24 protein-coding genes are annotated in these 22,500 nt (G+C 60.0%); 1 reads left to right on the forward strand and 23 read right to left on the reverse strand.

What is annotated here, in order from left to right:
* The first annotated feature begins 29 nt into the window (after positions 1–29).
* Positions 30–284 (forward strand): hypothetical protein, encoded by a 255-nt coding sequence (locus ACA049_RS22400; RefSeq protein WP_109633813.1) that lies wholly within the window; start codon positions 30–32, stop codon positions 282–284.
* 189 nt (positions 285–473) lie between these two features.
* Here the strand turns inward: ACA049_RS22400 and ACA049_RS22405 are convergent, their stop codons facing one another.
* From ACA049_RS22405 to fabG, 23 genes are all read right to left on the reverse strand, one after another.
* Entirely contained in the window at positions 474–1,403 is a 930-nt protein-coding gene (locus tag ACA049_RS22405) for a PfkB family carbohydrate kinase (RefSeq protein WP_497329923.1), read from the reverse strand.
* Complete coding sequence (locus tag ACA049_RS22410; protein WP_497329925.1) at positions 1,396–2,862, reverse strand: purine-cytosine permease family protein; 1,467 nt, start codon at positions 2,860–2,862, stop codon at positions 1,396–1,398. Before ACA049_RS22410 ends, ACA049_RS22405 begins: the two co-directional genes overlap by 8 nt.
* Positions 2,863–3,075: 213 nt before the next feature.
* The gene (locus ACA049_RS22415; protein ID WP_497329927.1) at positions 3,076–4,074 is read right to left on the reverse strand and encodes an ADP-ribosylglycohydrolase family protein; all 999 of its coding nucleotides are present in this window, start codon (positions 4,072–4,074) and stop codon (positions 3,076–3,078) included.
* Positions 4,071–4,784, reverse strand: a complete 714-nt coding sequence (locus ACA049_RS22420) for a GntR family transcriptional regulator (RefSeq protein WP_497329929.1) — start codon at positions 4,782–4,784, stop codon at positions 4,071–4,073. The genes ACA049_RS22415 and ACA049_RS22420 overlap by 4 nt, the downstream gene beginning before the upstream one ends.
* A 221-nt stretch (positions 4,785–5,005) precedes the next feature.
* Complete coding sequence (gene araH, locus ACA049_RS22425) at positions 5,006–5,974, reverse strand: L-arabinose ABC transporter permease AraH (RefSeq protein WP_497329931.1); 969 nt, start codon at positions 5,972–5,974, stop codon at positions 5,006–5,008.
* 9 nt (positions 5,975–5,983) lie between these two features.
* Entirely contained in the window at positions 5,984–7,528 is a 1,545-nt protein-coding gene (gene araG, locus ACA049_RS22430) for an L-arabinose ABC transporter ATP-binding protein AraG (RefSeq protein ID WP_497329933.1), read from the reverse strand.
* Positions 7,529–7,594: 66 nt separating this feature from the next.
* Positions 7,595–8,599, reverse strand: a complete 1,005-nt coding sequence (locus ACA049_RS22435; protein ID WP_497329935.1) for a substrate-binding domain-containing protein — start codon at positions 8,597–8,599, stop codon at positions 7,595–7,597.
* 115 nt (positions 8,600–8,714) lie between these two features.
* Positions 8,715–9,533: an SDR family oxidoreductase gene (locus ACA049_RS22440; protein ID WP_497329937.1), complete on the reverse strand. Its 819-nt coding sequence runs from the start codon at positions 9,531–9,533 to the stop codon at positions 8,715–8,717.
* Positions 9,534–9,730: 197 nt separating this feature from the next.
* On the reverse strand, positions 9,731–10,606 hold the full coding sequence (locus ACA049_RS22445; RefSeq protein ID WP_497329939.1) for an SMP-30/gluconolactonase/LRE family protein: 876 nt from the start codon (positions 10,604–10,606) through the stop codon (positions 9,731–9,733).
* A gap of 126 nt (positions 10,607–10,732) precedes the next feature.
* Positions 10,733–11,449 carry a FadR/GntR family transcriptional regulator gene (locus ACA049_RS22450; protein ID WP_497329941.1) on the reverse strand — a complete coding sequence of 239 codons (717 nt, stop codon included), beginning with the start codon at positions 11,447–11,449 and terminating at the stop codon, positions 10,733–10,735.
* A gap of 209 nt (positions 11,450–11,658) precedes the next feature.
* Positions 11,659–12,219, reverse strand: coding sequence for a DUF1285 domain-containing protein (locus tag ACA049_RS22455; protein WP_497329943.1), 561 nt, complete (start codon positions 12,217–12,219; stop codon positions 11,659–11,661).
* 15 nt (positions 12,220–12,234) lie between these two features.
* Complete coding sequence (locus ACA049_RS22460; protein WP_438657882.1) at positions 12,235–12,840, reverse strand: DUF4823 domain-containing protein; 606 nt, start codon at positions 12,838–12,840, stop codon at positions 12,235–12,237.
* Positions 12,841–13,012: 172 nt separating this feature from the next.
* A complete protein-coding gene (locus tag ACA049_RS22465; protein ID WP_497329945.1) occupies positions 13,013–13,981 on the reverse strand; it encodes a GTP 3',8-cyclase MoaA in 969 nt (322 codons plus the stop codon).
* 138 nt (positions 13,982–14,119) lie between these two features.
* On the reverse strand, positions 14,120–14,758 hold the full coding sequence (locus tag ACA049_RS22470; RefSeq protein ID WP_008152317.1) for a TetR/AcrR family transcriptional regulator: 639 nt from the start codon (positions 14,756–14,758) through the stop codon (positions 14,120–14,122).
* Positions 14,759–15,100: 342 nt separating this feature from the next.
* Positions 15,101–15,886: a TatD family hydrolase gene (locus ACA049_RS22475; RefSeq protein WP_109633837.1), complete on the reverse strand. Its 786-nt coding sequence runs from the start codon at positions 15,884–15,886 to the stop codon at positions 15,101–15,103.
* Between the two features lie 14 nt (positions 15,887–15,900).
* The gene (locus tag ACA049_RS22480; RefSeq protein WP_438657885.1) at positions 15,901–16,257 is read right to left on the reverse strand and encodes a PilZ domain-containing protein; all 357 of its coding nucleotides are present in this window, start codon (positions 16,255–16,257) and stop codon (positions 15,901–15,903) included.
* A 42-nt stretch (positions 16,258–16,299) separates the two neighbouring features.
* Positions 16,300–17,286, reverse strand: a complete 987-nt coding sequence (locus ACA049_RS22485; protein ID WP_497329947.1) for a DNA polymerase III subunit delta' — start codon at positions 17,284–17,286, stop codon at positions 16,300–16,302.
* Positions 17,279–17,911, reverse strand: a complete 633-nt coding sequence (tmk, locus tag ACA049_RS22490) for a dTMP kinase (protein WP_497329949.1) — start codon at positions 17,909–17,911, stop codon at positions 17,279–17,281. The genes ACA049_RS22485 and tmk overlap by 8 nt, the downstream gene beginning before the upstream one ends.
* Before the next feature lie 19 nt (positions 17,912–17,930).
* Positions 17,931–19,154, reverse strand: a complete 1,224-nt coding sequence (mltG, locus tag ACA049_RS22495) for an endolytic transglycosylase MltG (protein ID WP_497329951.1) — start codon at positions 19,152–19,154, stop codon at positions 17,931–17,933.
* Positions 19,155–19,157: 3 nt separating this feature from the next.
* The gene (pabC, locus tag ACA049_RS22500) at positions 19,158–19,973 is read right to left on the reverse strand and encodes an aminodeoxychorismate lyase (RefSeq protein WP_497329953.1); all 816 of its coding nucleotides are present in this window, start codon (positions 19,971–19,973) and stop codon (positions 19,158–19,160) included.
* On the reverse strand, positions 19,973–21,217 hold the full coding sequence (gene fabF, locus ACA049_RS22505; RefSeq protein ID WP_010461853.1) for a beta-ketoacyl-ACP synthase II: 1,245 nt from the start codon (positions 21,215–21,217) through the stop codon (positions 19,973–19,975). Before fabF ends, pabC begins: the two co-directional genes overlap by 1 nt.
* A gap of 108 nt (positions 21,218–21,325) precedes the next feature.
* A complete protein-coding gene (gene acpP, locus ACA049_RS22510; protein WP_010165887.1) occupies positions 21,326–21,562 on the reverse strand; it encodes an acyl carrier protein in 237 nt (78 codons plus the stop codon).
* A 191-nt stretch (positions 21,563–21,753) separates the two neighbouring features.
* Positions 21,754–22,497: a 3-oxoacyl-ACP reductase FabG gene (gene fabG, locus ACA049_RS22515; protein WP_497329955.1), complete on the reverse strand. Its 744-nt coding sequence runs from the start codon at positions 22,495–22,497 to the stop codon at positions 21,754–21,756.
* Between the last annotated feature and the right edge of the window lie 3 nt (positions 22,498–22,500).

Below are 22,500 nucleotides of genomic sequence, written 5' to 3' on the forward strand. Positions count from 1 at the left end.
CACCTATCCACATCCATGAAGAGGTAACCATGAACGTCGATAAAAACCTTGAGAAAGAAGTCCTGACCCGTCTGCTGCACGCCCACCCAGGTGGCTTGGGCAAGGAGGTCCTGGACAATTACCGGGGGGAGAAAGTCGTGGCCAGCGCCCTCGCCACGCTGCAGGATCGCGGGCTGATCCAGCACGGGCATGTGACCTGTAATGACGCCGGCGAGCACTCGCTGCAACTGCCGATCAAACTCAGCGCGGCTGGGGTTGAGGCGGCGCGAAAGCTGGACGTTTAACACGATGAATCAGGTCGCAGTCGTGCGCGGCTGCGACCGCTTGACCGACTCTACAAGCAGCAAGAGAAATCCCTTCAGAATCTCCAGTGATTTTTCTGGCCCCTTCGCGGGCAAGCCCCGCTCCTACAGGGGATTTGCGAACAACACAAATCCCCTGTAGGACCGAGGCTTGCTCGCGAAGACGGCAGCTCAGACGCTGAATGTCTTCCTGATCAACTCATCCACCTCAGCAGTCCCAGGCGAAGTCGCCGGCCCCCACCGAGTGACCGCCAACGCCGCAGCCGCATTCGCCCGCCGCGCCGCCTCACCCGCTGACAACCCCTGCGCCAACCCGGCCAGAAACACTCCGGCATGGGCATCGCCAGCACCATTGCTATCGACTGCCTCAACCTTGAAACCGGGCACATGCTGACGTTCGCCGTACTGACTGATCCAGCACCCTTGCGGCCCATCGCGGACCACCATCAACACCTCGGCCGGCAGATGATCGGTCAGCCTGTCCAGCGCCTCGTCAATGTCCGACGCCCCGGTAAACCGTAGTGCCTCGACGCTGTTGCTGGTCCACACATCAATGCGCGGCAACAACATCTGCATCAACGGTGCATCCGGCGAATCCACCAACGGGCCCGGGTCGAACACCACGTTGACCGCGTGCGGCAACCCCAGCACCCAGTCCACCAGCGCCAGGGCCTTGCCGACATGCAGCAGGCTGTAGCCGCTGACATAAACGTAGTCGCCCGCCTCGACCTGCACGTCCGCCAGGTCCTCGGCGGTCAATTCGCCCTCGGCGCCGATGTAGGAAATGAAGCTGCGCTCGGCCGACGCGTCGGTCACCGCAACACACAACCCCGTATCCCGTTCGGCCTGATGCGCGATGCCGATCCGGATGCCTTCAGCCTTCATCGCCTCACGGGCCAGGTCGCCGAAGCGACCGGTGCCATGACGGCCGAGGTAGACCACCGGCAAGCCGTTACGCGCAGCGGCGGCCATCACGTTAAACCCTCCGCCAGCTTCAAAACTGGCGGATTGCGCCAACACGTCGCCGCCCGGTTGAGGCAGTTTGTCCACGGCCATGACCAGGTCGATGGTGACCTGGCCGGTGTGCAGCAAATTAGGCATGAGCGTTCTCAGTCATTGCGGCACGACGATCCCTGGCCCCACCGAGTACAAAATAGATCCCGCCCGCCACCAGGAACGTCACGATCCAGCCGAGGCCGTTATGGCCCAGCCATGAGTCGGACAGGAAACCGCGAAACCAGACGTTTTGTTCGGTGGTGCCAATGGTGGTGAAGCTGAAGCCCAGCACGATCGCCAGCGCCCACGCACCAAACGCGCGCCACTCGATACCGCCGTTGTACCAGTAGGCGCTGCTCGGGCTGACGTCCAGCAGGTCTTTGGGGCTGTAGTAATGACGATGGATCAGGTCAACGACGAAGATCCCGACCCACGCCGTGATCGGCACTGCCAGCAGCGAAATGAAGGTAATGAACGGGCCATAGAAACTGTCGGCGATCAGCATGAAGTAAATCGAACCGGCGAAGATCGCAACGATGTCGACCACCACAGCGTAGACGCGCTTGACCTTGAGACCGAGGGTCAGCGTGGTCAGACCGGCGGAATACACCGACAGGTTGTTCGACAGCAGCAACCCGCCGAACGCGGTGATCAGGTACGGCACGGCCATCCAGGTCGGCAGCATGTCGCGGATCGCGATGATCGGGTCAGTGGCCGAGGCCAGGTCGTTGTTGCCCACCGACAGCAGGCCGCCGAGGGTAATCAGCAACACCAGCGGAATCCCCGCACCGAACGCGGCCGACGCGACCAGGCGCACGGCTTTGACGCTGCGGTGCTGATAACGCGACATGTCGGCGCCGGCATTGGCCCAGCCGATCCCGGTGCCGGCAGCCATGGTGCCGACGCCGATAATCATCGCGCTCAATGGCGCAGGCGTGGCATTGAACACCGCGCTCCAGTCGATGGTGGCGCAAAGGAAACCGCCGACCAGAATGTTCAGCGCGCCGAACACGTACGTCGCCCACTTCTGGATCACCAGCAAAGTCGCGTGACCAAGGCCGGACACCGACAAAGTCAGCAGCACGAAAATCGCGATAAAAATCAGGGTCAGTACCGGTGCGCTTTTCGCTTCAACCGGCGAGCCGAACAGGATCGAACACAGCGACAGCAACACGAACGCGGCGGTGGTGGTGTTGACGGTTTCCCAACCGAGCCGCGACATCAGCGAGACCAGCGTCGGGCCGATGTTGCCGCGTACGCCGAAGATGGCGCGCGACAGGGTCAGGCTCGGTGCGCGACCACGGCGACCGGCGATGGAGATGATCCCGACCACCGCGAAAGAACCCGCAGCGCCGAGAATCGCGACGATGATCGCCTGCCAGATCGCCAAGCCGCGAAACGCGACCAGCGTGGCGCCCAGCGGCAGCCCGAGGATGGAAATGTTGGCCGCGAACCAGACCCAGAACAGTTGCAGCGGATGACCGTTGCACTCCGCTTCCGGCACCGGTTCGATGCCGCGGGTTTCCAGTTGCCCGGCGCTTTGCCCGGCGTTCGATGAACTCATGAAAAATGCTCCTGTTGCCTTTGTTGTGGTTGTGGGCAATGACGGAAGACGAAACTACATCCCGGCGATCCTGGCCGTATTCGTGCGTTCCATTGCGGGGTTATCAATTCAAATACGCGGCGCGCCCTTCGCGAGCAAGCCCGCTCCCACAGGTACGGCTTGTACCTGGGGTTTCCTGTGGGAGCGGGCTTGCTCGCGAAGAGGCCAGTCCGGTCAACGCAAAGCTAAAAGCCCTTTTACCAAAGACTCCAGCTCCAGATCATTAACAGTTTTGACCTGTTCGATCATCGCCACCGGCCAACTCCCAAGACCCAGGCAGGCCCCAAGCATCGCGCCGAGAATCGCCGCGATGGTGTCAGTGTCACCGCCCAGGCTCGCGGCCATGCACACCGCTTCGAAGGCGTTCATTTCACCGACGGCGACTTGTTGCGCCAGCGCAAACGAGACCACCACCGATTCCTGCGAAGCCACCGACGTGCCGATCACGTCGTACAGCAGATCCGCCAGCAACGCTTTGTCACTGTCGACGCTGATGGTCCGCGCCCAACTGATGCGCGAGGCAATCCGTCCGCCCGCCACCCAGTGGCCATGGCTTTCAGCTTGCTGGGCGATGTGCTGGCCGAGGTTCAAGGCTTCGCCCAGATCCATGCCGTTGATGCCGGCCGACACCACCGCCGCCACCGCCGCCGCACTGGAAATCCCCAGCGTGGTGTTGTGAGTGACCTGGCAGGCTTGCACCACGGCCTTGATGAAACGTTCAGGGTTGGCGACATCCACTGCGATGCCCACTGGCGTGATGCGCATCGCCGCGCCGTTGGTGGTGCCGTAGCGACCCGCTTCTTCCGGCGAGTGGCCGGAGAGGATCATTTCGATCGCCCGTTTGGTCGAAGGCCCGAGCAAGTCTTGCGAGCCTTTGGCCTGCATCCCGGCTTCCCATTCGATCAGCCGCTCAGCGAGCACTGCCGGTTCGATCCGGCCCTCACCGTCCACCAACAATTGACCGACCAGCATCGCCTGTTCGGTGTCGTCGGTGATCGAGCCTTTGGGCATGTTGGCGGCGATCGGTTGATCGGGGCCGGCGTCTTGCAGGTCGGTGATCTGGCCGAAGCGTGCCTTGATCTCGGCACGGCTCAGGGATTGCGTCGGCATGCCGAGCGCATCGCCCAAGGCGAGTCCGTAGAACGCGCCGAGCGCACGGTCGAGCGCGATCATTTGGATTCTCCAAATTGCAGGTGCAGGCGAAAGTGCACCGGATCGAGCAAGCTTTCGACCTGTTCCATGAAGCGGTTCTGCCGGTCGTAGGTGGTGCGCAAGGCTTTGAGGAAAACGGTGCCGACCGGGCGTCCGAGCAACTCGGCGTCTTCGGCATTCAAGGGTTCGGCGCCGATCCATTGATCGCCGCGTTCACCGATATAGCCATAGGCGGCCAGGGTGATGGTCAGGGAATTGTCGATCAGGCCGACACGCGGCAGGCTTTCCAGGCCTCCGGTGGCGGGCATCAATGAGCGTTCGAGGGAAACCAGCTTGCCGTCGTTGGAACGGCGGCGCCGGTCGAGGGTGATGAACTGGTCGGTGCCGAAGCGCGACATCAGGTCCGGACGCGTGACGGCCTCCAGCCGCAGCACTTCGGTATTGATCAGCGCCCCGCTGTCGGCCAGCGCCTGAGCCCAGCCGCTGCGTTGGTCGAGTACCACACCGTCGAAGGTGACGATGGAGCCCACGCCGCTTTGGGTCGCGATGTAGTTGCGTCGTTTCAACTCGGCAAGGGCCTCGCGCAGCGTGCCGCGGCTGACTTTGAATTCTTGAGCCAACTGATGCTCGCCCGGCAACAGAAAGCCGTCCTCCATGAGGCCGCTTTCGATGCGCCGGATGAGTTCGTCGACCACCCGTTGTTTCTTGTCAAATCGTACCTGTCTAATCATGTACAAATTGATAACCGAAACCGGGTCAGGCGAGCAAGGAATATTTCAGAGAAGTGACGGGAGGGAAGCAGTCATTTGAGATGACCTTGTGAATCAGGTAGGCCGCCTTCGCGGGCAAGCCTCGCTCCTACAGGTTATCCGTCAGCCGGATTCCCGGCCCGGCACACAATCTGTAGGAGCGAGGCTTGCCCGCGAAGGGGCCAGCCCATACAGCAAAAATCTCAGCGTTGCTTGAGACGGTCAATCACGACAGCCAGCAACAAGATCGAACCGCGAATCACGTACTGATAAAACGTATCGATGTTCTTCAGGTTCATCGCATTCTCGATAATCGCCAGAATCAACACCCCGGCAATCACATGCCGAATCATGCCGATCCCGCCGCTCAACGACACCCCGCCCAGCACGCAAGCCGAAATCACCGTCAGCTCAAAACCCTGGCCAATCATCGGCTGTCCGGACGTCATGCGCGACGCAAGGATCACCCCGGCCAACGCACCGACCACGCCATGCACGGCGAAGATAATGATCTTGGTCCGGTCAACGTTCACCCCAGCCAGCAACGCTGCTTCCTGGTTGCCGCCGATGGCCATGGTGTTACGCCCGTAGGTGGTGTAATTCAGCAGCCAGCCGAAAAACAGGAAGCAGACGATGGTAATCAGGATCGGCACCGGCACGCCGAACAACTGGCCGTTGCCGAAGACGAAGAACGATTCCTGCGACACGCCGACCGCTTTGCCGTTGGCGAAAATGTAGGCCAGGCCACGCACAATCTGCATGGTCGCCAACGTGGTGATCAACGCGTTGACCCGCAGCTTGGCAATCACGATGCCGTTGATCAGGCCGACAATCAGCCCCATCACCAGCGCCGCACTCACACCGAGGAACACGCTGTCGGTGTCGCGCATCACCACCGCCGCGACCACGCCGGCACAGGCAATCACCGAGCCCACCGACAAGTCGAAATGCCCGGACGCCAGGCAGTACAACATGGTGCAGGCGGCAATCCCCGTCGTCGAAATCGCCAAGCCAAGGCCGCGCATGTTCAGCGGCGAGAGGAAGTTGTCGATCAGCAGCGTGCACAGCACGAAGATCCCGACCGCCGCCATCAGCATGACCCAGTCGTCGAGAAAGCGCCGCAGGTCCAGGGGTTTGCGCTGGGTCGGCAAAGCGTTGTTTTGGATTGTCATAGTCACCTCTCAGTTCGCCACGCCGTCAGCGCGTTGGCGCGGCAAAGCCAGTTGCAGCAGGTTGGATTCATTGGCCTCTGCGCGAGATAACTCGCCGCGCATCGCGCCTTCGCAAAGCACCAGGATGCGGTCGGAGATGCCCATCACTTCCATCAGGTCGCTAGACACCACGATCACCGCGATGCCGCTGGCGGCCAGGTTGTGGATGATCTGGTAGATCTCGGCTTTGGCCCCGATGTCGATGCCGCGCGTCGGTTCATCGAGCAGCAGGACCTTCATCGGCATCGACAGCCAGCGACCAAGAATGGCCTTCTGCTGGTTGCCGCCGGACAGGTACATGATTTTCTGCTCGGCGCTGGGCGTCTTCACTTTCAGCGCCTTGATCTGCTTGTCGGCGTTGCCCTTTTCCCACAGCCCACGCAACAGGCAACCGAACGTGGAATGGGCGCCGCGCGCACTGATGTTGATGTTCTCGGCGACACTGGCGAGCGGCAGGATGCCTTCCTTTTTGCGGTCTTCGGGGCACAGCAAAATGCCGGCCGCGATGGCATCGCGAGGGGAACGCAGTTTCACTTCATGACCACGAAGCTCCAGGCGTCCGGCGGTGTTGCGCGTCAGCCCGCTGAGCATCCGGAACAACTCGGTACGCCCCGCACCGACCAGGCCGAACAGCCCGAGGATCTCGCCCTTGTGCACCTCGAAACTCACCGGTTCACGCAAGCCAGGCCCGAGCAAACCGTCAACCTTGAGCGCGACGGCGCCACGCTGGCGACTGCGGTAATCGTAGATATCCTGAATGTCGCGACCGACCATGCACGTCACCAGTTGGTCGTGGGTCAGTTCGCTCATGTCCTCGAAGGTACGCACGTAGCGGCCGTCCTTGAACACCGTCACCGCATTGCAGATGCGGAACACTTCTTCCATGCGGTGGGATACGTAAAGCACCACTTTGCCTTCGTCGCGCAGGCGTCCGATGATCGCCATCAAGCGATCGATCTCCCGCGCCGACAGGCTGCTGGTGGGTTCATCGAAGGCAATCACATGCGCGCCACGGGACAACGCCTTGGCAATTTCCACCAGCTGTCGCTGGCCGAGGGACAGGCGCCCGACTTTCTCTTGCGGATCGATCTCATCGGCCAAGCCCTTGAGGCAGGCCAGCGCTTGTTGTCGCAGCGCGCCACGATTGATCAAACCGAAACTGGCCGGCAGATGACCGAGGAACAGGTTCTCGGCCACGGTCATTTCCGGGACCAGGTGCAGCTCCTGGTGGATCACTGCGACGCCACTGCCGATGCTGTCGGCAGTGGATTTGAAGGCCATCGTCCGCTCGCCGATCTGCAGGTCGCCGCTGCTCGGCGTGTAGGCACCGCCGAGGATTTTCAGCAGAGTCGATTTGCCGGCGCCGTTCTCGCCCATCAAGGCGTGAACCTGCCCCGGATGCGCGACGAAGCTGATGCCATCCAGCGCCTTCACCCCGGGAAAGGTTTTGCCGATCCCGTTGAAGCGCAGGCTACCGCCGACGCTGTGCTCATGTGTCTGTACTTGCGCGTGCATAAAACCACCTCATCACACAGATCAGACGGCCCCGTCGCCAGGGCCGCCGATGAAATCAACCAGCCCTCAGTTCCACAGGCCGATCTTTTCCAGTTCCTGCTTGAAGTTCTCGCGAGTGATGAGTGTCACGTCGTCCATCGCGGTGTATTTCGGTGGCTCTTTGCCGGTGGTGACCCACTCGTACATCATGCTGGCGGTGTTGTAGCCCTCGATGTGCGGGCTTGGCAGCATCGAACCGAAGAAGCCGCTGTTGGCTTTCTTCAGTTCACCGATGGCGTCGGTGCCGTTGATGCCGATGCCGATCACGTTGGCCGCGGCAAAACCGGCGCTTTCGGTGGCGCGCACGCCGCCCAGCACGGTGTTGTCGTTCATGCCGCCGATGATCAGGTTTTTCGCGCCGCCGGGCAGTTTCACCAGCGCCGAGTTGGTGGCGTCCATGCTGCCGGGTACGTCGAGGGTTTTCTGCGCGGTGAAGAGGATGTGATCTTTAGGAAAACCGGCATCTTCCAGCGCCTTGGCCGAACCGTCGGTGCGTTTCTTGCCCGTGTCGAGTTCGTTGAACGTGTTGATCACCGCGTAGGTTTCTTTCCAGTCCCAGCCGCGCTTTTTCGCTTCGGTGGCCATGGCGTTGCCTTGTTTCTGGCCGACTTCAAACGCGGCCATGCCGAGGTAAGGCACGTCTTCCATGAACTTGCCGCTGGCATCGACGAAACGGTCATCGACAGCGATCACTTTCAAACCGTTGGCCTTGGCCTTGGCCACGATGGCCGGACCGAGGCCGACGTCTGGCGGGCAGATCACGAAGCCCTTGGCGCCGTTGGCGGCGAGGCTGTCGATGGCCGAGAGGGTTTTCTCGCCGTCAGGCACGGCGATCTTGATCACGGTAAAGCCCTTGTCTTTCCCGGCCTTTTCGGCGAATGCCCATTCGGTCTGGAACCAGGGCTCCTCCGCCTGCTTGACCAGGAAACCGATTTTCACTTCCTCGGCCGCCAGCAGCGTGCTGCTCAGGCTGACCGCAGTGACCGCCAGGGCGGCACAGCACAGGGAACGGATCCCACGACGACGATTCATAAGCTGACTCCTTGTTATTTTTTTTGAGCGTTATTTTGAAAAGCGGTGCAGCAAATAGTCATATCGTATGATGATTGGATTTCAAACGGAGTTCCGCGTCTGAAAGCCGTTTTGTTCAGTCGTGATACATGACCGAGCGACCACCATCGATGGTGATGCACGAGGCATTGATGAACGGCGCTTCATCACTGGCCAGGAATACCGCGGTCATTGCCACTTCCATCGGTTGCCCGATACGCCGCGGCGGGTGCAGGTCGAAGGCCCGTTGACGTTCGGCCTGGGGGTCGGCAAAACCGTTCCAGTAATCGACGTTCAATTGGGTTTCGATGTAGCCCGGCGCGATTGCGTTCACGCGGATGCCCTTTGGTGCGTATTCGATGCCCAGCGCGCGGGTCAGCCCGAGCAAGCCGTGCTTGGCCACCGGGTACGGAAAGCAGCCCGGAATAATGTGAGTGGAATGGGTCGAGGCGATGTTGATGATGCTGCCGATGCCCTGCTCGATCATTTGCGGCAGCACCGCTTTGCAACCGTACCAGGCGCCGTCGAGGTCGATGGCGAAGCAGCGATGCCAGTCTTCTTCAGTCATTTGCAGTGGATCACGGAACACGTTGACCCCGGCGCAGTTGACCAATACGTCGATCCGCCCGTGAAGCTCGACCGCCAACCTGGCCATCGCGTGCAGGTCTTGTTGCCGGGAGACGTCGGCCTTGATCGCGCGGACATCGAAGCCTTTATCCCGCCAGTGCGCCGCGACTTTCTCGACTTTCTCAGCCTGGACATCACTGATGATCAGCTTGGCCTGCTGCGATGCGAACGTGGCGACTATCGCCTCGCCAATGCCCTGCGCAGCGCCGGTCAGCAACACCACCTTGTTTTTCAGGCGTTCGCCCTTGGGCGGCTCGGGCACGGGTGGCAAGGAAAGAGGCTCAGCCATGGACCAAGCCCCCCTTTTGCAGACACGACAAAAACCGGGCATCTGTCGATGTCCGGTCAAAAGACTTGTTGGAAAATTGCTGCATCACTTCACCTGTTTTGTTTTTTTAAGTGTGAGTGCGTGTAACTGATGGCCGACTATAAACCCGACCACCAAATAATCTCAATATATAATTTTACATCCCATATTTTGGGATTTTATCCAGCGAAGCGAGTACAAGGTTTGCCAGGCACATCGACGCGAATCGACAGCACCGCGCCGTCCAAAGGATGGTTGAGCGGGCTCGCGGCGCTGGTGATGTACAGGGTTTTCAGATCTTCGCCGCCGAACACGCAACTGGTCGGACGGCTCACCGGCAATTCGATCAGGCGGTCGACATAGCCGTCCGGCGTCAGCCTGATCAGACAGCTGCCGTCCCAACGGGCGTTCCAGATGTAACCCTCGGAGTCCATCGCCGAACCATCAGGCCCGCCCCGCTCATGCGGGCCGAACCAGACATACGCAGTGTCCAGGTTGCCGTCGGTGTGAACGAAATAGCGGTACAAGGTCTGGTCCATGCTGTCGGCGAAAAACAGCGTGGTCTGGTCTTCGCTCCACAGCATCGTGTTGGGAATGCCCAGTCCGCGAAGCAGCGGCGTGACCCGGGCATCGCGGTCGATGCGAAACAGCCCGCCGGAACGACGCACGATGGGCAAGTCTTCGCCGTTTTCACCGATATTGTTTTGCATGGTGCCGAGCCAGAGCCGGCCCTGCGCATCGCAGCGAGCTTCGTTGGCACGGTTGCCGGGTTGTGGATCGGCCACGCAGAGCAAGGTCAGGCGCGGCTCGAGTCCCGGAGAATCAAGGTCCAGTCGATAGACGCCGCTGCTCAATGTCACCAGCGCATCGCCGCTTTCGCAGGGGATGAACGCGGAGACGTGTTCCGGCATTTCCCAGATCTGCACGTTGGCGCCGATCAGCCGCAGGGCTTGCTTGCCGGCGATGTCCACCCAGTACAGCGCCTGGGTCGGCGCATCCCAGAACGGGCCTTCACCGAGTTGCGCACGGTGTCCGGTAACCGCATTCCACGTCATGAAACCTCCTGCTTTTTGCTTTATGTGGGAGTGAGCTTGCTCGCGAAAGCGGTGTATCTATGACATCAATGTCGGATGTGCCGACGCCTTCGCGAGCAAGCCCGCTCCCACAAGGGTTCTTTGTTGTCAGCTGGCTTTTTTGTCGGCCATGACTTTGGGGTAAAACCGTTTGATCGCCAGGTCTGCGTTATCGATCAGGGTCATGCAGGCCCATACACCCCGCGCGGCATCCCGGGCGGCGATGGCGTCGGCCATGTCTTTGTGAATCGGCAGCGTGCGGCGCAGTTCGTCCGGGTCGGCGGCAGACACTTCGAACGACACAGCCAACAGCGCCCCAAGGGCCGGAACCATTTGTTCGATGAACTGATTGTGGCTGGCGGCGAGTATGCACTCGTGGAAGATCTGGTCGGCGTGGTTGTAATCGATGCCGCTGTCCACTGCCCGTTCCAGTGCGTTGTAGGCCTGCAATATCGCCTGAACCTGTTCGCCCGTCGCGCGCTCGCAGGCCCAGCGCACGGCCATCGGCTCGATGGTGCGGCGCAGGTCGAGCAAGTCGTCGACGAAGTTTTCCGGCAGGCCGCTGCGCGACAGCCAGCCCACGACCTGCGGGTCGAAAAGGTTCCAGCGTCGCACCGGCAACACCCGCGTGCCGACCTTTGGCCCGACTTCGAGCATGCCTTTGGCAACCAGGGTCTTGATGGCTTCGCGAATGACCGTGCGACTGACACCGAGCTGCTCACCCAGGTCGGCCTCGACCTTGATGGTCTCACCGGGTTTGACCTGGCCTGCGGCTATCCAGCAACCCAGCCAATCGACGGTCGACGCATGAAAACTGCTGGACATGGGCACCTCGATTCAGGAACGGCAAAAAGCCGTTCGCGATGGAGGCCCACGCTAATCATCATACGATTGGGTGTCAATTTGATTTTTTTGGATGAGCTCACAAATCCAATGTGGGAGCGGGCTTGCTCGCGAAGAGTCCGTCACATTCAACATTATTGTTGTCGGTCACGCCGCCTTCGCGAGCAAGCCCGCTCCCACAGTGTTATGCGTTATGGCTCAAGCCCTATGCGGAAGAACTCGCCGCCGCTCCACACGCCCAGCCAGCGCTGCCCGTCGATTTCACGGGTCACGGCCAGTTCCACGAGTTGGTAGAACACGTTGCGGTGGATCAGGGCTTCGAGGTTGGTGCGTACATGCACGTACGGTGCAGGCTCTTGCGTAACCGGATCGATGACCACACGGATCGGGTGTTCAGTGCCGGCGTCTGCGGTCTCGTCGACGTTGGTGGTGAAGCGCAAGACCTGAGCTTCGCCCTCGCCCTCCACGTCCACGGCAATCGCCACAAACGGTGCGTCATCCACCTTGATGCCGACCTTCTCGACCGGGGTGATCAAGAAGTAATCATCGCCATCGCGGCGGATGATGGTGGAGAAGAGCTTGACCATCGGCTTGCGTCCGATCGGCGTCCCCAGATAAAACCAGGTGCCGTCACGGGCGATGCGCATGTCGATGTCGCCACAGAAGTCAGGGTTCCACAGGTGGACCGGCGGCAAGCCTTTGGTTTTGGGGATTTGCCCCAACAAGTCGTTGGCTTTTTGCGGGCCACTCATGGCGTTCTCCTTGAATTACTGGTCGCTGAGCCCGATCAGGCTGCGCGCGTATTGCTCAAGCGGCGGGCCAATCAGGTCTTGTGGCTTGTTATCGTGGAACGTCAGTAAACCGCCACGACTCTTGATACGTGCAGTATCAATCAAATACTGGGTGCTGGTCTCGATCAACATGATCTGAATCACGCCGCTGTCGATGCCGAGGCGATCCACGTATTCCTGATCGAGCCATTCGTCCGAGTTACCGATACGGTCATCCGCCTTGGCGAATCGCGTGTAAAGCAGGTAATGGGCACCGGCGGCACGGGCTTCACCCATGGCCTGATCGAGGCCTTCGGGGGTACGCGCGCGACGAACCATCGGGAAGTATTCGATAAAGCCATTGAAGGCTTCTTCAGCAACCACGTTCGGGCGCGGATAGGCGCTGCCCGGCGGCGCGAAAGCACCTTGGGCGATGTAGATGAACGAGTCCGGCTGAATACGCAGGTTATTCACCCGACGACTGTCGCTGTGATCCAGCAGCCCTGCATCGCTCATGTGGTAGCGAGTTCCTTCAGCCATATCGCTGACATTCATGCAGCCACCAAGCGCCAAAACGGCCAGCAGCAAAACCAGGCTACGCATCCTACCCTCCAGAGGCCGGTGACGGAAAACCGGCGAATGGCCATGGGATGCAGCTTCCGCGCCAGCTCGGCAAACATCTGCGCCTGACAGATTGCCTTCACGGGCAAGCCTCGCTCCTACAGGGAATTGCGCAAGTCCTGCAGGAGTGAGGCTTGCCCACGATGGGGCCCGATCAGCCGCCAATAATCTTCATGACAGTCGCACCACCGGAGAACGCCACTTCCTGCTTGTCCCCCAAGGCTTTCACCAAGAGTCGCTGCAACGCTGGCAATGCCTGATGGCGCGGCTTGTCCAACAGATCGCCGACATAGTGGCGATTGCTCGACGACAGGCAGCCATGCAGCCAGCCCGTGGAAGACAGACGCAACCGTGAGCAGGTCCGGCAGAAGGGAACACTTTCGTTGGCGATGACACCGAAATGCCCCTGCCCCGGAATTTCGTAGCGCACGGCAGTGGCGTCTACGGGCGCATCGGCTTGCAGGTATTCGTAGCGCTCGCCAATCAGGCTCAGCAACTGCTGAAGGCTGACGAACTGTTGCAGGAAGGCGTTGTTGTCGCTGGCCAGGTGACCCATGCGCATCAGCTCGATAAAGCGCAACTCATAGCCGCGCTCCAGGCAGTAATCGAGCAGCGGCATCACCTGATCGAGGTTCTGGCCGCGCAGGGGCACCATGTTGACCTTGATTTTCAGGCCGGCGGCCTTGGCCTGGTCCATCCCGTCGAGTACGGTCGCCAGATCGCCGCCACGGGCAATGCTGCGGAACGCGCTGGCGTCCAGGGTATCGAGGGAAACGTTGATGCGACGGATGCCGGCGTCGACCAGCAAGGGCAACTTCTTTGCCAGCAACTGACCATTGGTGGTCAGGCTGATGTCTTCCAGGCCCATTTTGCCGACGGCCGTCATGAAGGCTTCGAGCTTGGGGCTGACCAGCGGCTCGCCACCGGTGATGCGCAAGCGCTCGATGCCCGCCGCTTCGATCAGATACGCCACGCCGCGCGCCATGGCGTCGGCCGACAATTCGTCCTGCGCAGCCACCAACCGCTTGCCGTTGGGCACGCAGTAGGTACACGCGTAATTGCAGGCTGAAGTCAGACTGATCCGCAAATTGCGGAAACGCCTGCCTTGACGGTCAACGATCATGGAGCACTCCGGCGAAAGGAATTTGAACGCGTAAAAATTGACTCACAAATCAAGTTTTAGCAAGTCCCATGCCTGAGTATATTCCTGAGGTACTGCGCCATGTAGCGAAAACATGGCGCAATAAGGCAACTGAATGGTTCAGCTGCTCGGCGTGTCGGTATCGCGCTTGCGCTTGTTGCCCATGCGCACGCCGATGTCCATCAGGAACTGGAAGAAGCCTTCCTGATCTTCCAGCACATTGCTCCAGAACGGCGAGTGATACAGCGCCACAGCGCCGTGCACCAGCGCCCAGGACGCGCAGTAATGGAAGTACGGCGGCACGTCTTCGAGCTTGCCTTCGCTGATCCGGCCCTTGATCAACAAGGTCAGGCGTTCGAAGTTCGAGGCGCGGATCTTGTGCAGCTCCTCGACCATCTCTGGCACCTGGTTGCCCTTGACCACCTTCTCTTCAAGGCGATCGAACAAGCGATAGCGTTGTGGATCGCGCATGCGGAATTCGAAGTAGGCCCGGGACAGAGCTTCCTTGTCCTTGTCGACATCCGCCGAATGCAACAGCTCGTTCAGATCACGCTCGTAGTCGAGCATCAGGCGCAGATAGATCTCCGCCTTGGATTTGAAATGCTTGTAGATCGTGCCTTTGCCGATACCGACGGCATCAGCAATCATCTCGACGGTGACACTGTCTTCACCTTGGTCGAGGAACAGCTTGAGCGCGGTATCGAGAATTTCTTGCTCGCGGCGACGAAACTCACGGACCTTACGAGGTTCTTTATGCATAAGAAAAGGTCTGTAGGGGTCAAAATTCGAAGCCGCGTATTATGCCTAACTTGCGCCAAAATGCACGGATCATCCGACCATATCTGTGTTTCTTGATGATTTCACACAGGGTCGTCAGTTGATGAGAACTCTTCTGAAGCGGCCGTATTCCAAAATTGTTTAAAAACCGGGGCCGGTAAACTGGACTCGGCGCAATACTGATCAATACTTGAACTGTCGGCGGGGCATCTCCCCCAAGTGTCGCGTCGATATAGGTACCAACGGACCGCGTGCCTTTGTTTTACTCCTAATGGTCTTAACCCGGATTCACCCCCCAGAACCCGGGTTTTTTTTGCCTGCGATTCAGCCTTTCACATGCGCCAGCGGGAACAGCCGCTTGAAGTTTTCAGTGGTCTGCTCGGCAAATCGCTCGTAGGACTCACCCCGCAACATTGCCAGAAATTCCGCAACCTCGCGTACGTACTGCGGCAGGTTCGGTTTGCCGCGATAAGGAATCGGCGCCAGGTACGGCGAGTCGGTTTCCACCAGCAAGCGATCAGCGGGCACTTTGCTGGCCACGTCACGCAGCGCATCGGCATTGCGAAAAGTGACAATGCCAGACAGGGAAATGTAATAGCCCATGTCCAGCGCAGCCTTGGCCATGTCCCAGTCTTCCGTGAAGCAATGCAGCACGCCCGCCTGAGGCAGCGCGGCCTCGCGCAGCAAACTCAACGTATCAGCGCGGGCACCGCGAGTGTGGATGATCACCGGTTTGCCGGTTTGCTGCGCGGCCTGCAGGTGCAAGCGAAACGATTCCTGCTGCAACTCCGCCGCTTCCGGCTCGTAGTGATAATCCAGACCGGTCTCACCGATCGCCACCACTCGCGGATGATTGAGTTCACGCAACAGCCAATCCAGCGCCGGCGCGGCACCCGGCTGTACATCCAGGGGATGCACGCCCACAGAGCAGTCGACGTCGTCATAACGTTCGGCCAGGGCTTTGACGTCCGCGGCATTCTCGACGCTGACGCCGATACACAGAAAGTGCCCTACCCCGCGCTGGCGAGCCGCATCGAGCGCGGCATCCAGGGAGCCATCGTGGGCGGCGAGGTCAAGACGATCGAGGTGACAATGGGAATCTACGAGCATAAAAGGGCTGCAACTTACATCGTATGAGTAGGACGGTCGGACTTAAGGGTTCCGGCCAGATGGGTTTCGATCCGACTGCGCGCCGTGTTGTCGCCGTCGTTGAATTGTACGCCGACCCCCGCGGCCCGGTTGCCCTGGGCGCCTTTGGGGGAAATCCAGGCAACCTTGCCGGCAACCGGAATCTTCTCGGCCTCATCCATCAGGTTGAGCAGCATGAACACCTCGTCGCCCAACTTGTAGCTTTTGTTGGTCGGGATAAACAGGCCACCGTTCTTGATGAATGGCATGTAGGCCGCGTAAAGCACGGACTTGTCCTTGATGGTCAGGGACAAAATGCCGTTGCGCGGCCCCGGATTGACGGCTTCATTCATGCTGACCTCCACTGCTGATGATCAGAGTCTAGGCACAGACGATCACTTCTGGGTAGGCAAGGATGCCCATTGCACCAGCAACGCTTCGAGCAACAGCGCCGGATTGAGGTTGGCTTTGCTCATGACCTTCTGGCGTTGAGCGAGGATCCAGTCCTGGATACTCAAGACTTTATCCTGAGCGGTTTTCTGCGCCAGGTATTGAATGACCTTGCGCATGTCCGTCAACCCCAGGCCTTCTTCATCCTGAGTCAATTGATAGCGCAGGATCAGGCTCGACCAGTCGCAGAACCAATCGAACAACAGCAACTGCGGAACGGTTTTCCATTCCTCGGCCAACTGCGTCGGTGATTGTTGTTGCTTGAGCAGCTTCTTCACGCCTTCGACCACCAGCGCTCGCTGCTCGCGCACGCCCTGGGTCTGCAACTTGACCGCGCCCAGCGGAGAGCCGGCGGCGAGGGTCAACAATTCGACACGCTCTTCTTCCGAAGTGTCCGGCAGGGCCTTGGCCAGCCAGGCCAGACTCATCGCCTCGCTTGGCAGCGGACAGGCCTGCTGCACGCAGCGGCTCTTGATGGTCGGCAACAGGCGGCTGGTCTGGTGGCTGACCAACAGCAAAACGGTATCGCCGGACGGTTCTTCAAGGCTTTTGAGCAAGGCGTTCGCAGCGTTGATGTTCATCGCCTCGACCGGCTCGATCAACACCACCTTGCGCCCGCCCATCTGCGCTGTCTGCACCACGAAGCTGACCAGATCACGCACCTGGTCGACCTTGATCGCCTTGTCGGCTTCTTCGGGTTCCAGAATGTAGTTGTCGGGGTGGCTGCCGGCCTTGAGCAGCAGGCAGGATTTGCACTCTCCGCAGGCGTCCTGTGCCGTCGGACGCTGGCACAACAGACTGGCCATCAACCGCTCGGCCAGCGCGCGCTTGCCGATGCCGGCTGGGCCATGCAGCAGATAGGCGTGCGCATGTTGCTTGCGACCGGCCAGCTGCTGCCAGAGGCTGTCCTGCCACGGATAGGCTTCAGCCACGGGTCAACTCCAGCAGTCGCGGCAGCAAGGCGTCCAGCGACTGCTGGACCTGCGTCAGCGGCTGAGCGGCATCGACCCGCACATAACGCGCCGGGTCAGCTTCAGCGCGCTTGAGGAACGCACTGCGCACGACATCGAAAAAGGCTCGGCCCTCGAGTTCAAAACGATCCAGGCGACCGCGAGCGCTGGCGCGGGCCAGACCCACTTCCACCGGCAGATCAAAGATCAGCGTCAGGTCCGGGCGCAAATCGCCCTGCACAAACGTTTCCAGCGCCGCGATGCGCTCCAGCGACAAACCGCGGCCGCCGCCCTGATACGCGTAGGTCGAATCGGTGAAACGATCACACAAGACCACCGCGCCACGGGCCAGCGCCGGGCGAATCACCTCGGCCAGGTGCTGGGCCCGCGCGGCGAACACCAGCAACAACTCGGTGTCGGGGTTCATGACTTCATCAACCGGCGCCAACAGCACTTCGCGAATCCGCTCGGCCAACGGCGTACCACCCGGCTCGCGGGTCAGCACCACCTCGATACCGGCGGCGCGCAGACGCTCGGCCAGGTATTCGCGGTTGGTGCTCTTGCCGGCGCCTTCCGGGCCTTCCAGGGTAATAAACAAGCCAGTCACAGGCAGTCCTTAATCAAAGTCATTGCGGGCTTTGCGCAGCCGGTGCGTCCGGCTCTGGCACAGGTTGGGTTTCAGGCTCCGGAGCAGGTGCAGCAGCAGGCTCCTGCGGCGCTACGGGCGGCACAGCCTCGGGATCAGGGTTGGGCGACGCGGCCGGAATCGGCGCCTCGGCGTCTGGCGCCTCACCATTCTGGGCTTCTGGCGCCGAGACCGGTGCCGGGCTCGAACGGTAATCGGCACGCCGCTTGAGCTGGAATTCCCGCACCGCATTGTTGTGGGCATCCAGATCATCGGAAAACACGTGGCTGCCATCACCGCGAGCGACGAAGTAGAGGCTGTTGCCTGCCATCGGGTTCAACGCGGCATGGATCGCTTCGCGGCCGACCATCGCAATCGGAGTCGGCGGCAGGCCCGAAATCATGTAGGTGTTGTACGGCGTCGCTTCCTTGAGGTGGGCGCGGGTCAACTTGCCGCTGTAGCGATCACCGAGGCCGTAGATCACCGTCGGATCGGTCTGCAGCAGCATGCCCATCGCCATTCGTCGAACGAACACGCCAGCAATTTGCCCGCGCTCTTGTGGCACACCGGTTTCCTTTTCCACCAGCGAGGCCATGATCAGCGCCTGATAGGGTTCGGTGTACGGCACATCCGCAGCGCGTTGTTCCCATTCCTTGGCCAGGACTTCGTCGAGCCGATCGTAGGCTTTCTTCAGCAGATCAACGTCGGTCATGCCTCGCACGAAGCGGTAAGTGTCGGGGAAAAATCGGCCCTCGGGAAAGATCCCGGCATGGCCCAGTTTGGTCATCACTTCGCTATCGCTCAGGCCGTTCAGGGTCTGTTCGAGTTTTTCATCCTTGGCCAATGCCGCCCGGACCTGATGAAAATTCCAGCCTTCGACCAGGGTCAGGCTGTACTGAACGATGTCCCCACGTTTCCAGAGGTCGATCAACCCTTCGACGGTCATACCGGGCTGCATGCGGTATTCGCCCTTGTGCAAAGGTTGTCCGGCCAGGTTGAAACGCCAATACACACGCAGCCAGAAAGCGTCCTTGATGACGCCATCGGCTTCGAGTCGATAGAAGGTGCGGGTGGGTGTCGTGCCTTTGGGCACTTCCAGCAGTTCTTCCTGGGTGATGTTCAGCGGCTGATTCAGCGCCGTATGAATCTTCCAGGCGGAGGCGCCCAGACACAGCCCTGCCAGAACCAATCCGGTTTCCAGCAGCAGCAAGAATTTACGTCTCACGTATCAAGCATCCAGTAGCGCGCGGGCAATGGTTTGGAGTTTACGGGTGAGCGGCCCAACCGGCCAGCTCAGCGCAGCATAGGCGCGCACCGGCCAAACGCCATATACGCTGTTGCAGACAAAGACTTCATCGGCCCATTGCAGCTGATCGAGGCTGATGTCGGTGATTTGCGTGGGGATCCCCAATGACTCGGCTTGAAACAATAATTCGGCACGCATGACGCCGGCCACGCCGCAGCGCTTCAAATCGGCCGTGATCAGCACGCCATCGCGAATCAGGAACAGATTGCTGAACACACCTTCGATCACGCGTCCCGCCAGATCGAGCATCAAGCCTTCAGCATGCTCAGTGTCCTGCCATTCGGACCGGGCGATGACCTGCTCCAGACGATTAAGGTGTTTGAGGCCGGCAAGCAGTGGCTGCCTGGACAGTCGCGTCGCACACGGGAACAGGCGAACGCCCTGCTCGCCATGAACGGCAGGATAAGCAGCGGGGGGATTGCCTTGCAGAATTCTTCGGGCCTGAGCCGATGGGTCGGGCGCGTAACCGCGCAGACTGTCGCCGCGGGTGACGATGAGCTTGAGCACGCCCTCACCCAGTGAGCCGGCATAAGCCAGCAGCTCACTGCGAATCAACTCATGATCGGCAGTGATCGCCAGGCGTGAACATCCATCAGCCAGACGCGCCAGATGTCGGTCAAGCAGCAACGGTTGCCCGCCACGCACGGCGATGGTCTCGAACAGACCATCGCCGTAAGCCAGGCCGCGATCCTTCAGCGACAAAGCGTCAGCCGGTTGACCGTCGACCCAGCTGTCCATCAGTCAGCGAACCGGCGGAACACCAGCGAACCGTTGGTACCGCCAAACCCGAAGGAGTTGGACAGCACCACATCGATATCCATGTTGCGCGCGGTGTGCGGCACGAAATCGAGGTCGCAGCCTTCGTCCGGCTCATCGAGGTTGATGGTCGGTGGTGCCACTTGGCTGTTGATCGCCAGCACGCTGAAGATTGCCTCGACCGCGCCCGCTGCACCCAGCAAGTGGCCGGTCATGGACTTGGTCGAACTGACGGCCAGTTTGTAGGCGTGATCGCCGAACACCGACTTGATCGCACAGGCTTCGGCGAGGTCGCCGGCTGAAGTCGAAGTGCCGTGGGCGTTGATGTACTGAACCTGGTCGCCATTGATCTTCGCGTCGCGCAAGGCATTGGTGATGCAACGGGCAGCACCGGCGCCATCGGCCGGAGGCGAAGTCATGTGATAGGCATCGCCACTGGTACCGAAACCGATCAGTTCGGCATAGATGGTCGCGCCGCGTGCCTTGGCGTGTTCCAGTTCTTCAAGCACCAGAGCGCCGGCGCCGTCGGACAATACGAAGCCATCACGGCCCTTGTCCCATGGACGGCTGGCGCGGGTCGGCTCGTCGTTGCGGGTCGACAGCGCGCGGGAAGCACCAAAGCCACCCATGCCCAGACCGCAAGCCGCCATCTCGGCGCCGCCGGCAATCATCACGTCGGCTTCGTCGTACATGATGTTGCGGGCTGCCATGCCAATGCAGTGCGTACCGGTGGTACACGCAGTGGCGATGGCGTAGTTAGGTCCCTGTGCACCCAAGTGGATGGACAGAAAACCGGAAATCATATTGATGATCGAGCCAGGCACGAAAAACGGAGAAATCCGTCGTGGACCGGAATCATGCAGGGTGCGGCTGGTTTCTTCGATATTGGTCAGACCGCCAATACCCGACCCCATGGCCACGCCGATGCGCTCACGGTTGGCATCGGTGACTTCAAGGCCTGCGTTACGTACAGCCTGAAAACCGGCAGCCAGACCGTATTGAATAAACAGGTCGAGCTTGCGTGCTTCCTTGACCGACAGATATTCCTCGACATTGAAGCCCTTTACCGAGCCGCCAAAACGGGTGGAATAGGCAGAAAGGTCGGTGTGTTCGATCAGACCAATGCCACTGCGGCCAGCCAGAATGCCCTGCCAACTGCTCGGCACATCCGTGCCCAGTGGCGACAACATACCCATACCGGTGACTACGACGCGTCTACGCGACACAGCACTCTCCTTTTTCAAATGACGACTTTGCATGAGGCCTAAAGAAAAAACCGCACGCCGTGATGGCAGTGCGGTTTTTCCATGACAGCAAGCAACGATTACAAACTATTACGCCTGGTGGCTAGTAACGTAGTCGATTGCAGCTTGTACAGTAGTGATCTTCTCAGCTTCTTCGTCAGGGATTTCGGTCTCGAATTCCTCTTCCAGAGCCATCACCAGCTCAACGGTGTCAAGGGAGTCGGCACCCAGGTCTTCAACGAAGGAAGCAGTGTTGGTCACTTCTTCTTCTTTAACGCCCAGTTGCTCAGCAACGATTTTCTTGACGCGCTCTTCGATGGTGCTCATACCTTGTTTTCACTCCTAATGGACAAATTCAGGCAGCTGGCCAGTGGGTAAGTGTATAGAAAGACTTTTCAGTTTTTCAACTGAAAGCTTCACTCCTCAAACCCGACAGCCCTCTGCCTATAAATAGATTGCAGCTTTATAACGGATTTTAGACAGCTCGTATGACATTTTTTTGAAGCAATCCGTCACATTTAACTCATGTACATCCCGCCGTTCACCGGGATTGTAGCCCCAGTAACGTAAGCCGCACCGTCGGAAGCAAGAAAAGCGACCACAGACGCGATCTCTTGAGCTTGACCCAGACGGCCCAGCGGAATCTGCGCCAGCATGACTTCACGCTGGGCATCAGGCAATTCGCGGGTCATATCGGTGTCGATGAACCCTGGGGCCACCGAGTTTACCGTAATCGAACGCGAACCGACTTCACGCGCCAGTGCACGGCTGAAACCTTCCAGACCGGCCTTGGCGGCTGCGTAGTTTACTTGGCCTGCGTTGCCCATGGCACCCACAACAGAGCCAATACTGATAATTCGTCCCCAACGGGCTTTGGTCATACCGCGCAAAACGCCCTTGGACAGGCGGAACAGACTGTTCAGGTTGGTATCGACGACGTCATGCCATTCGTCATCTTTCATGCGCATCATCAGATTATCGCGGGTGATACCGGCATTGTTGACCAGAATCGCCGGCGCTCCGAACTGCGAAGTGATACTCGCCAACACCGCTGCGACGGATTCGTCGCTGGTGACATTGAGCTCCAGGCCAGTGCCCTGGATACCATTTTCTTTCAGGGTAGCAGCGATGCGTTCGGCACCCGATGCAGAGGTCGCAGTGCCAATAACGATGGCGCCCTGACGGCCCAGTTCCAGGGCAATAGCCTGGCCGATACCACGGCTTGCACCGGTGACCAGTGCAACTTTACCTTGCAGACTCATGCA

This window comes from Pseudomonas sp. LBUM1662 (genome assembly GCF_059695915.1).

Coding starts and splice junctions, on each gene's coding strand:
- ACA049_RS22405 (WP_497329923.1), bottom strand. CDS start 1,403: ATGCCTAATTTGCTGCACACCGGCCAGGTCACCATCGACCTGGTCATG.
- ACA049_RS22410 (WP_497329925.1), bottom strand. CDS start 2,862: ATGAGTTCATCGAACGCCGGGCAAAGCGCCGGGCAACTGGAAACCCGC.
- acpP (WP_010165887.1), bottom strand. CDS start 21,562: ATGAGCACCATCGAAGAGCGCGTCAAGAAAATCGTTGCTGAGCAACTG.
- ACA049_RS22475 (WP_109633837.1), bottom strand. CDS start 15,886: ATGCTCGTAGATTCCCATTGTCACCTCGATCGTCTTGACCTCGCCGCC.
- araG (WP_497329933.1), bottom strand. CDS start 7,528: ATGCACGCGCAAGTACAGACACATGAGCACAGCGTCGGCGGTAGCCTG.
- ACA049_RS22465 (WP_497329945.1), bottom strand. CDS start 13,981: ATGATCGTTGACCGTCAAGGCAGGCGTTTCCGCAATTTGCGGATCAGT.
- fabG (WP_497329955.1), bottom strand. CDS start 22,497: ATGAGTCTGCAAGGTAAAGTTGCACTGGTCACCGGTGCAAGCCGTGGT.
- pabC (WP_497329953.1), bottom strand. CDS start 19,973: ATGGACAGCTGGGTCGACGGTCAACCGGCTGACGCTTTGTCGCTGAAG.
- ACA049_RS22420 (WP_497329929.1), bottom strand. CDS start 4,784: ATGATTAGACAGGTACGATTTGACAAGAAACAACGGGTGGTCGACGAA.
- ACA049_RS22460 (WP_438657882.1), bottom strand. CDS start 12,840: ATGCGTAGCCTGGTTTTGCTGCTGGCCGTTTTGGCGCTTGGTGGCTGC.
- ACA049_RS22400 (WP_109633813.1), top strand. CDS start 30: ATGAACGTCGATAAAAACCTTGAGAAAGAAGTCCTGACCCGTCTGCTG.
- ACA049_RS22415 (WP_497329927.1), bottom strand. CDS start 4,074: ATGATCGCGCTCGACCGTGCGCTCGGCGCGTTCTACGGACTCGCCTTG.
- ACA049_RS22435 (WP_497329935.1), bottom strand. CDS start 8,599: ATGAATCGTCGTCGTGGGATCCGTTCCCTGTGCTGTGCCGCCCTGGCG.
- ACA049_RS22455 (WP_497329943.1), bottom strand. CDS start 12,219: ATGAGTGGCCCGCAAAAAGCCAACGACTTGTTGGGGCAAATCCCCAAA.
- ACA049_RS22450 (WP_497329941.1), bottom strand. CDS start 11,449: ATGTCCAGCAGTTTTCATGCGTCGACCGTCGATTGGCTGGGTTGCTGG.
- ACA049_RS22480 (WP_438657885.1), bottom strand. CDS start 16,257: ATGAATGAAGCCGTCAATCCGGGGCCGCGCAACGGCATTTTGTCCCTG.
- ACA049_RS22440 (WP_497329937.1), bottom strand. CDS start 9,533: ATGGCTGAGCCTCTTTCCTTGCCACCCGTGCCCGAGCCGCCCAAGGGC.
- ACA049_RS22445 (WP_497329939.1), bottom strand. CDS start 10,606: ATGACGTGGAATGCGGTTACCGGACACCGTGCGCAACTCGGTGAAGGC.
- araH (WP_497329931.1), bottom strand. CDS start 5,974: ATGACAATCCAAAACAACGCTTTGCCGACCCAGCGCAAACCCCTGGAC.
- ACA049_RS22470 (WP_008152317.1), bottom strand. CDS start 14,758: ATGCATAAAGAACCTCGTAAGGTCCGTGAGTTTCGTCGCCGCGAGCAA.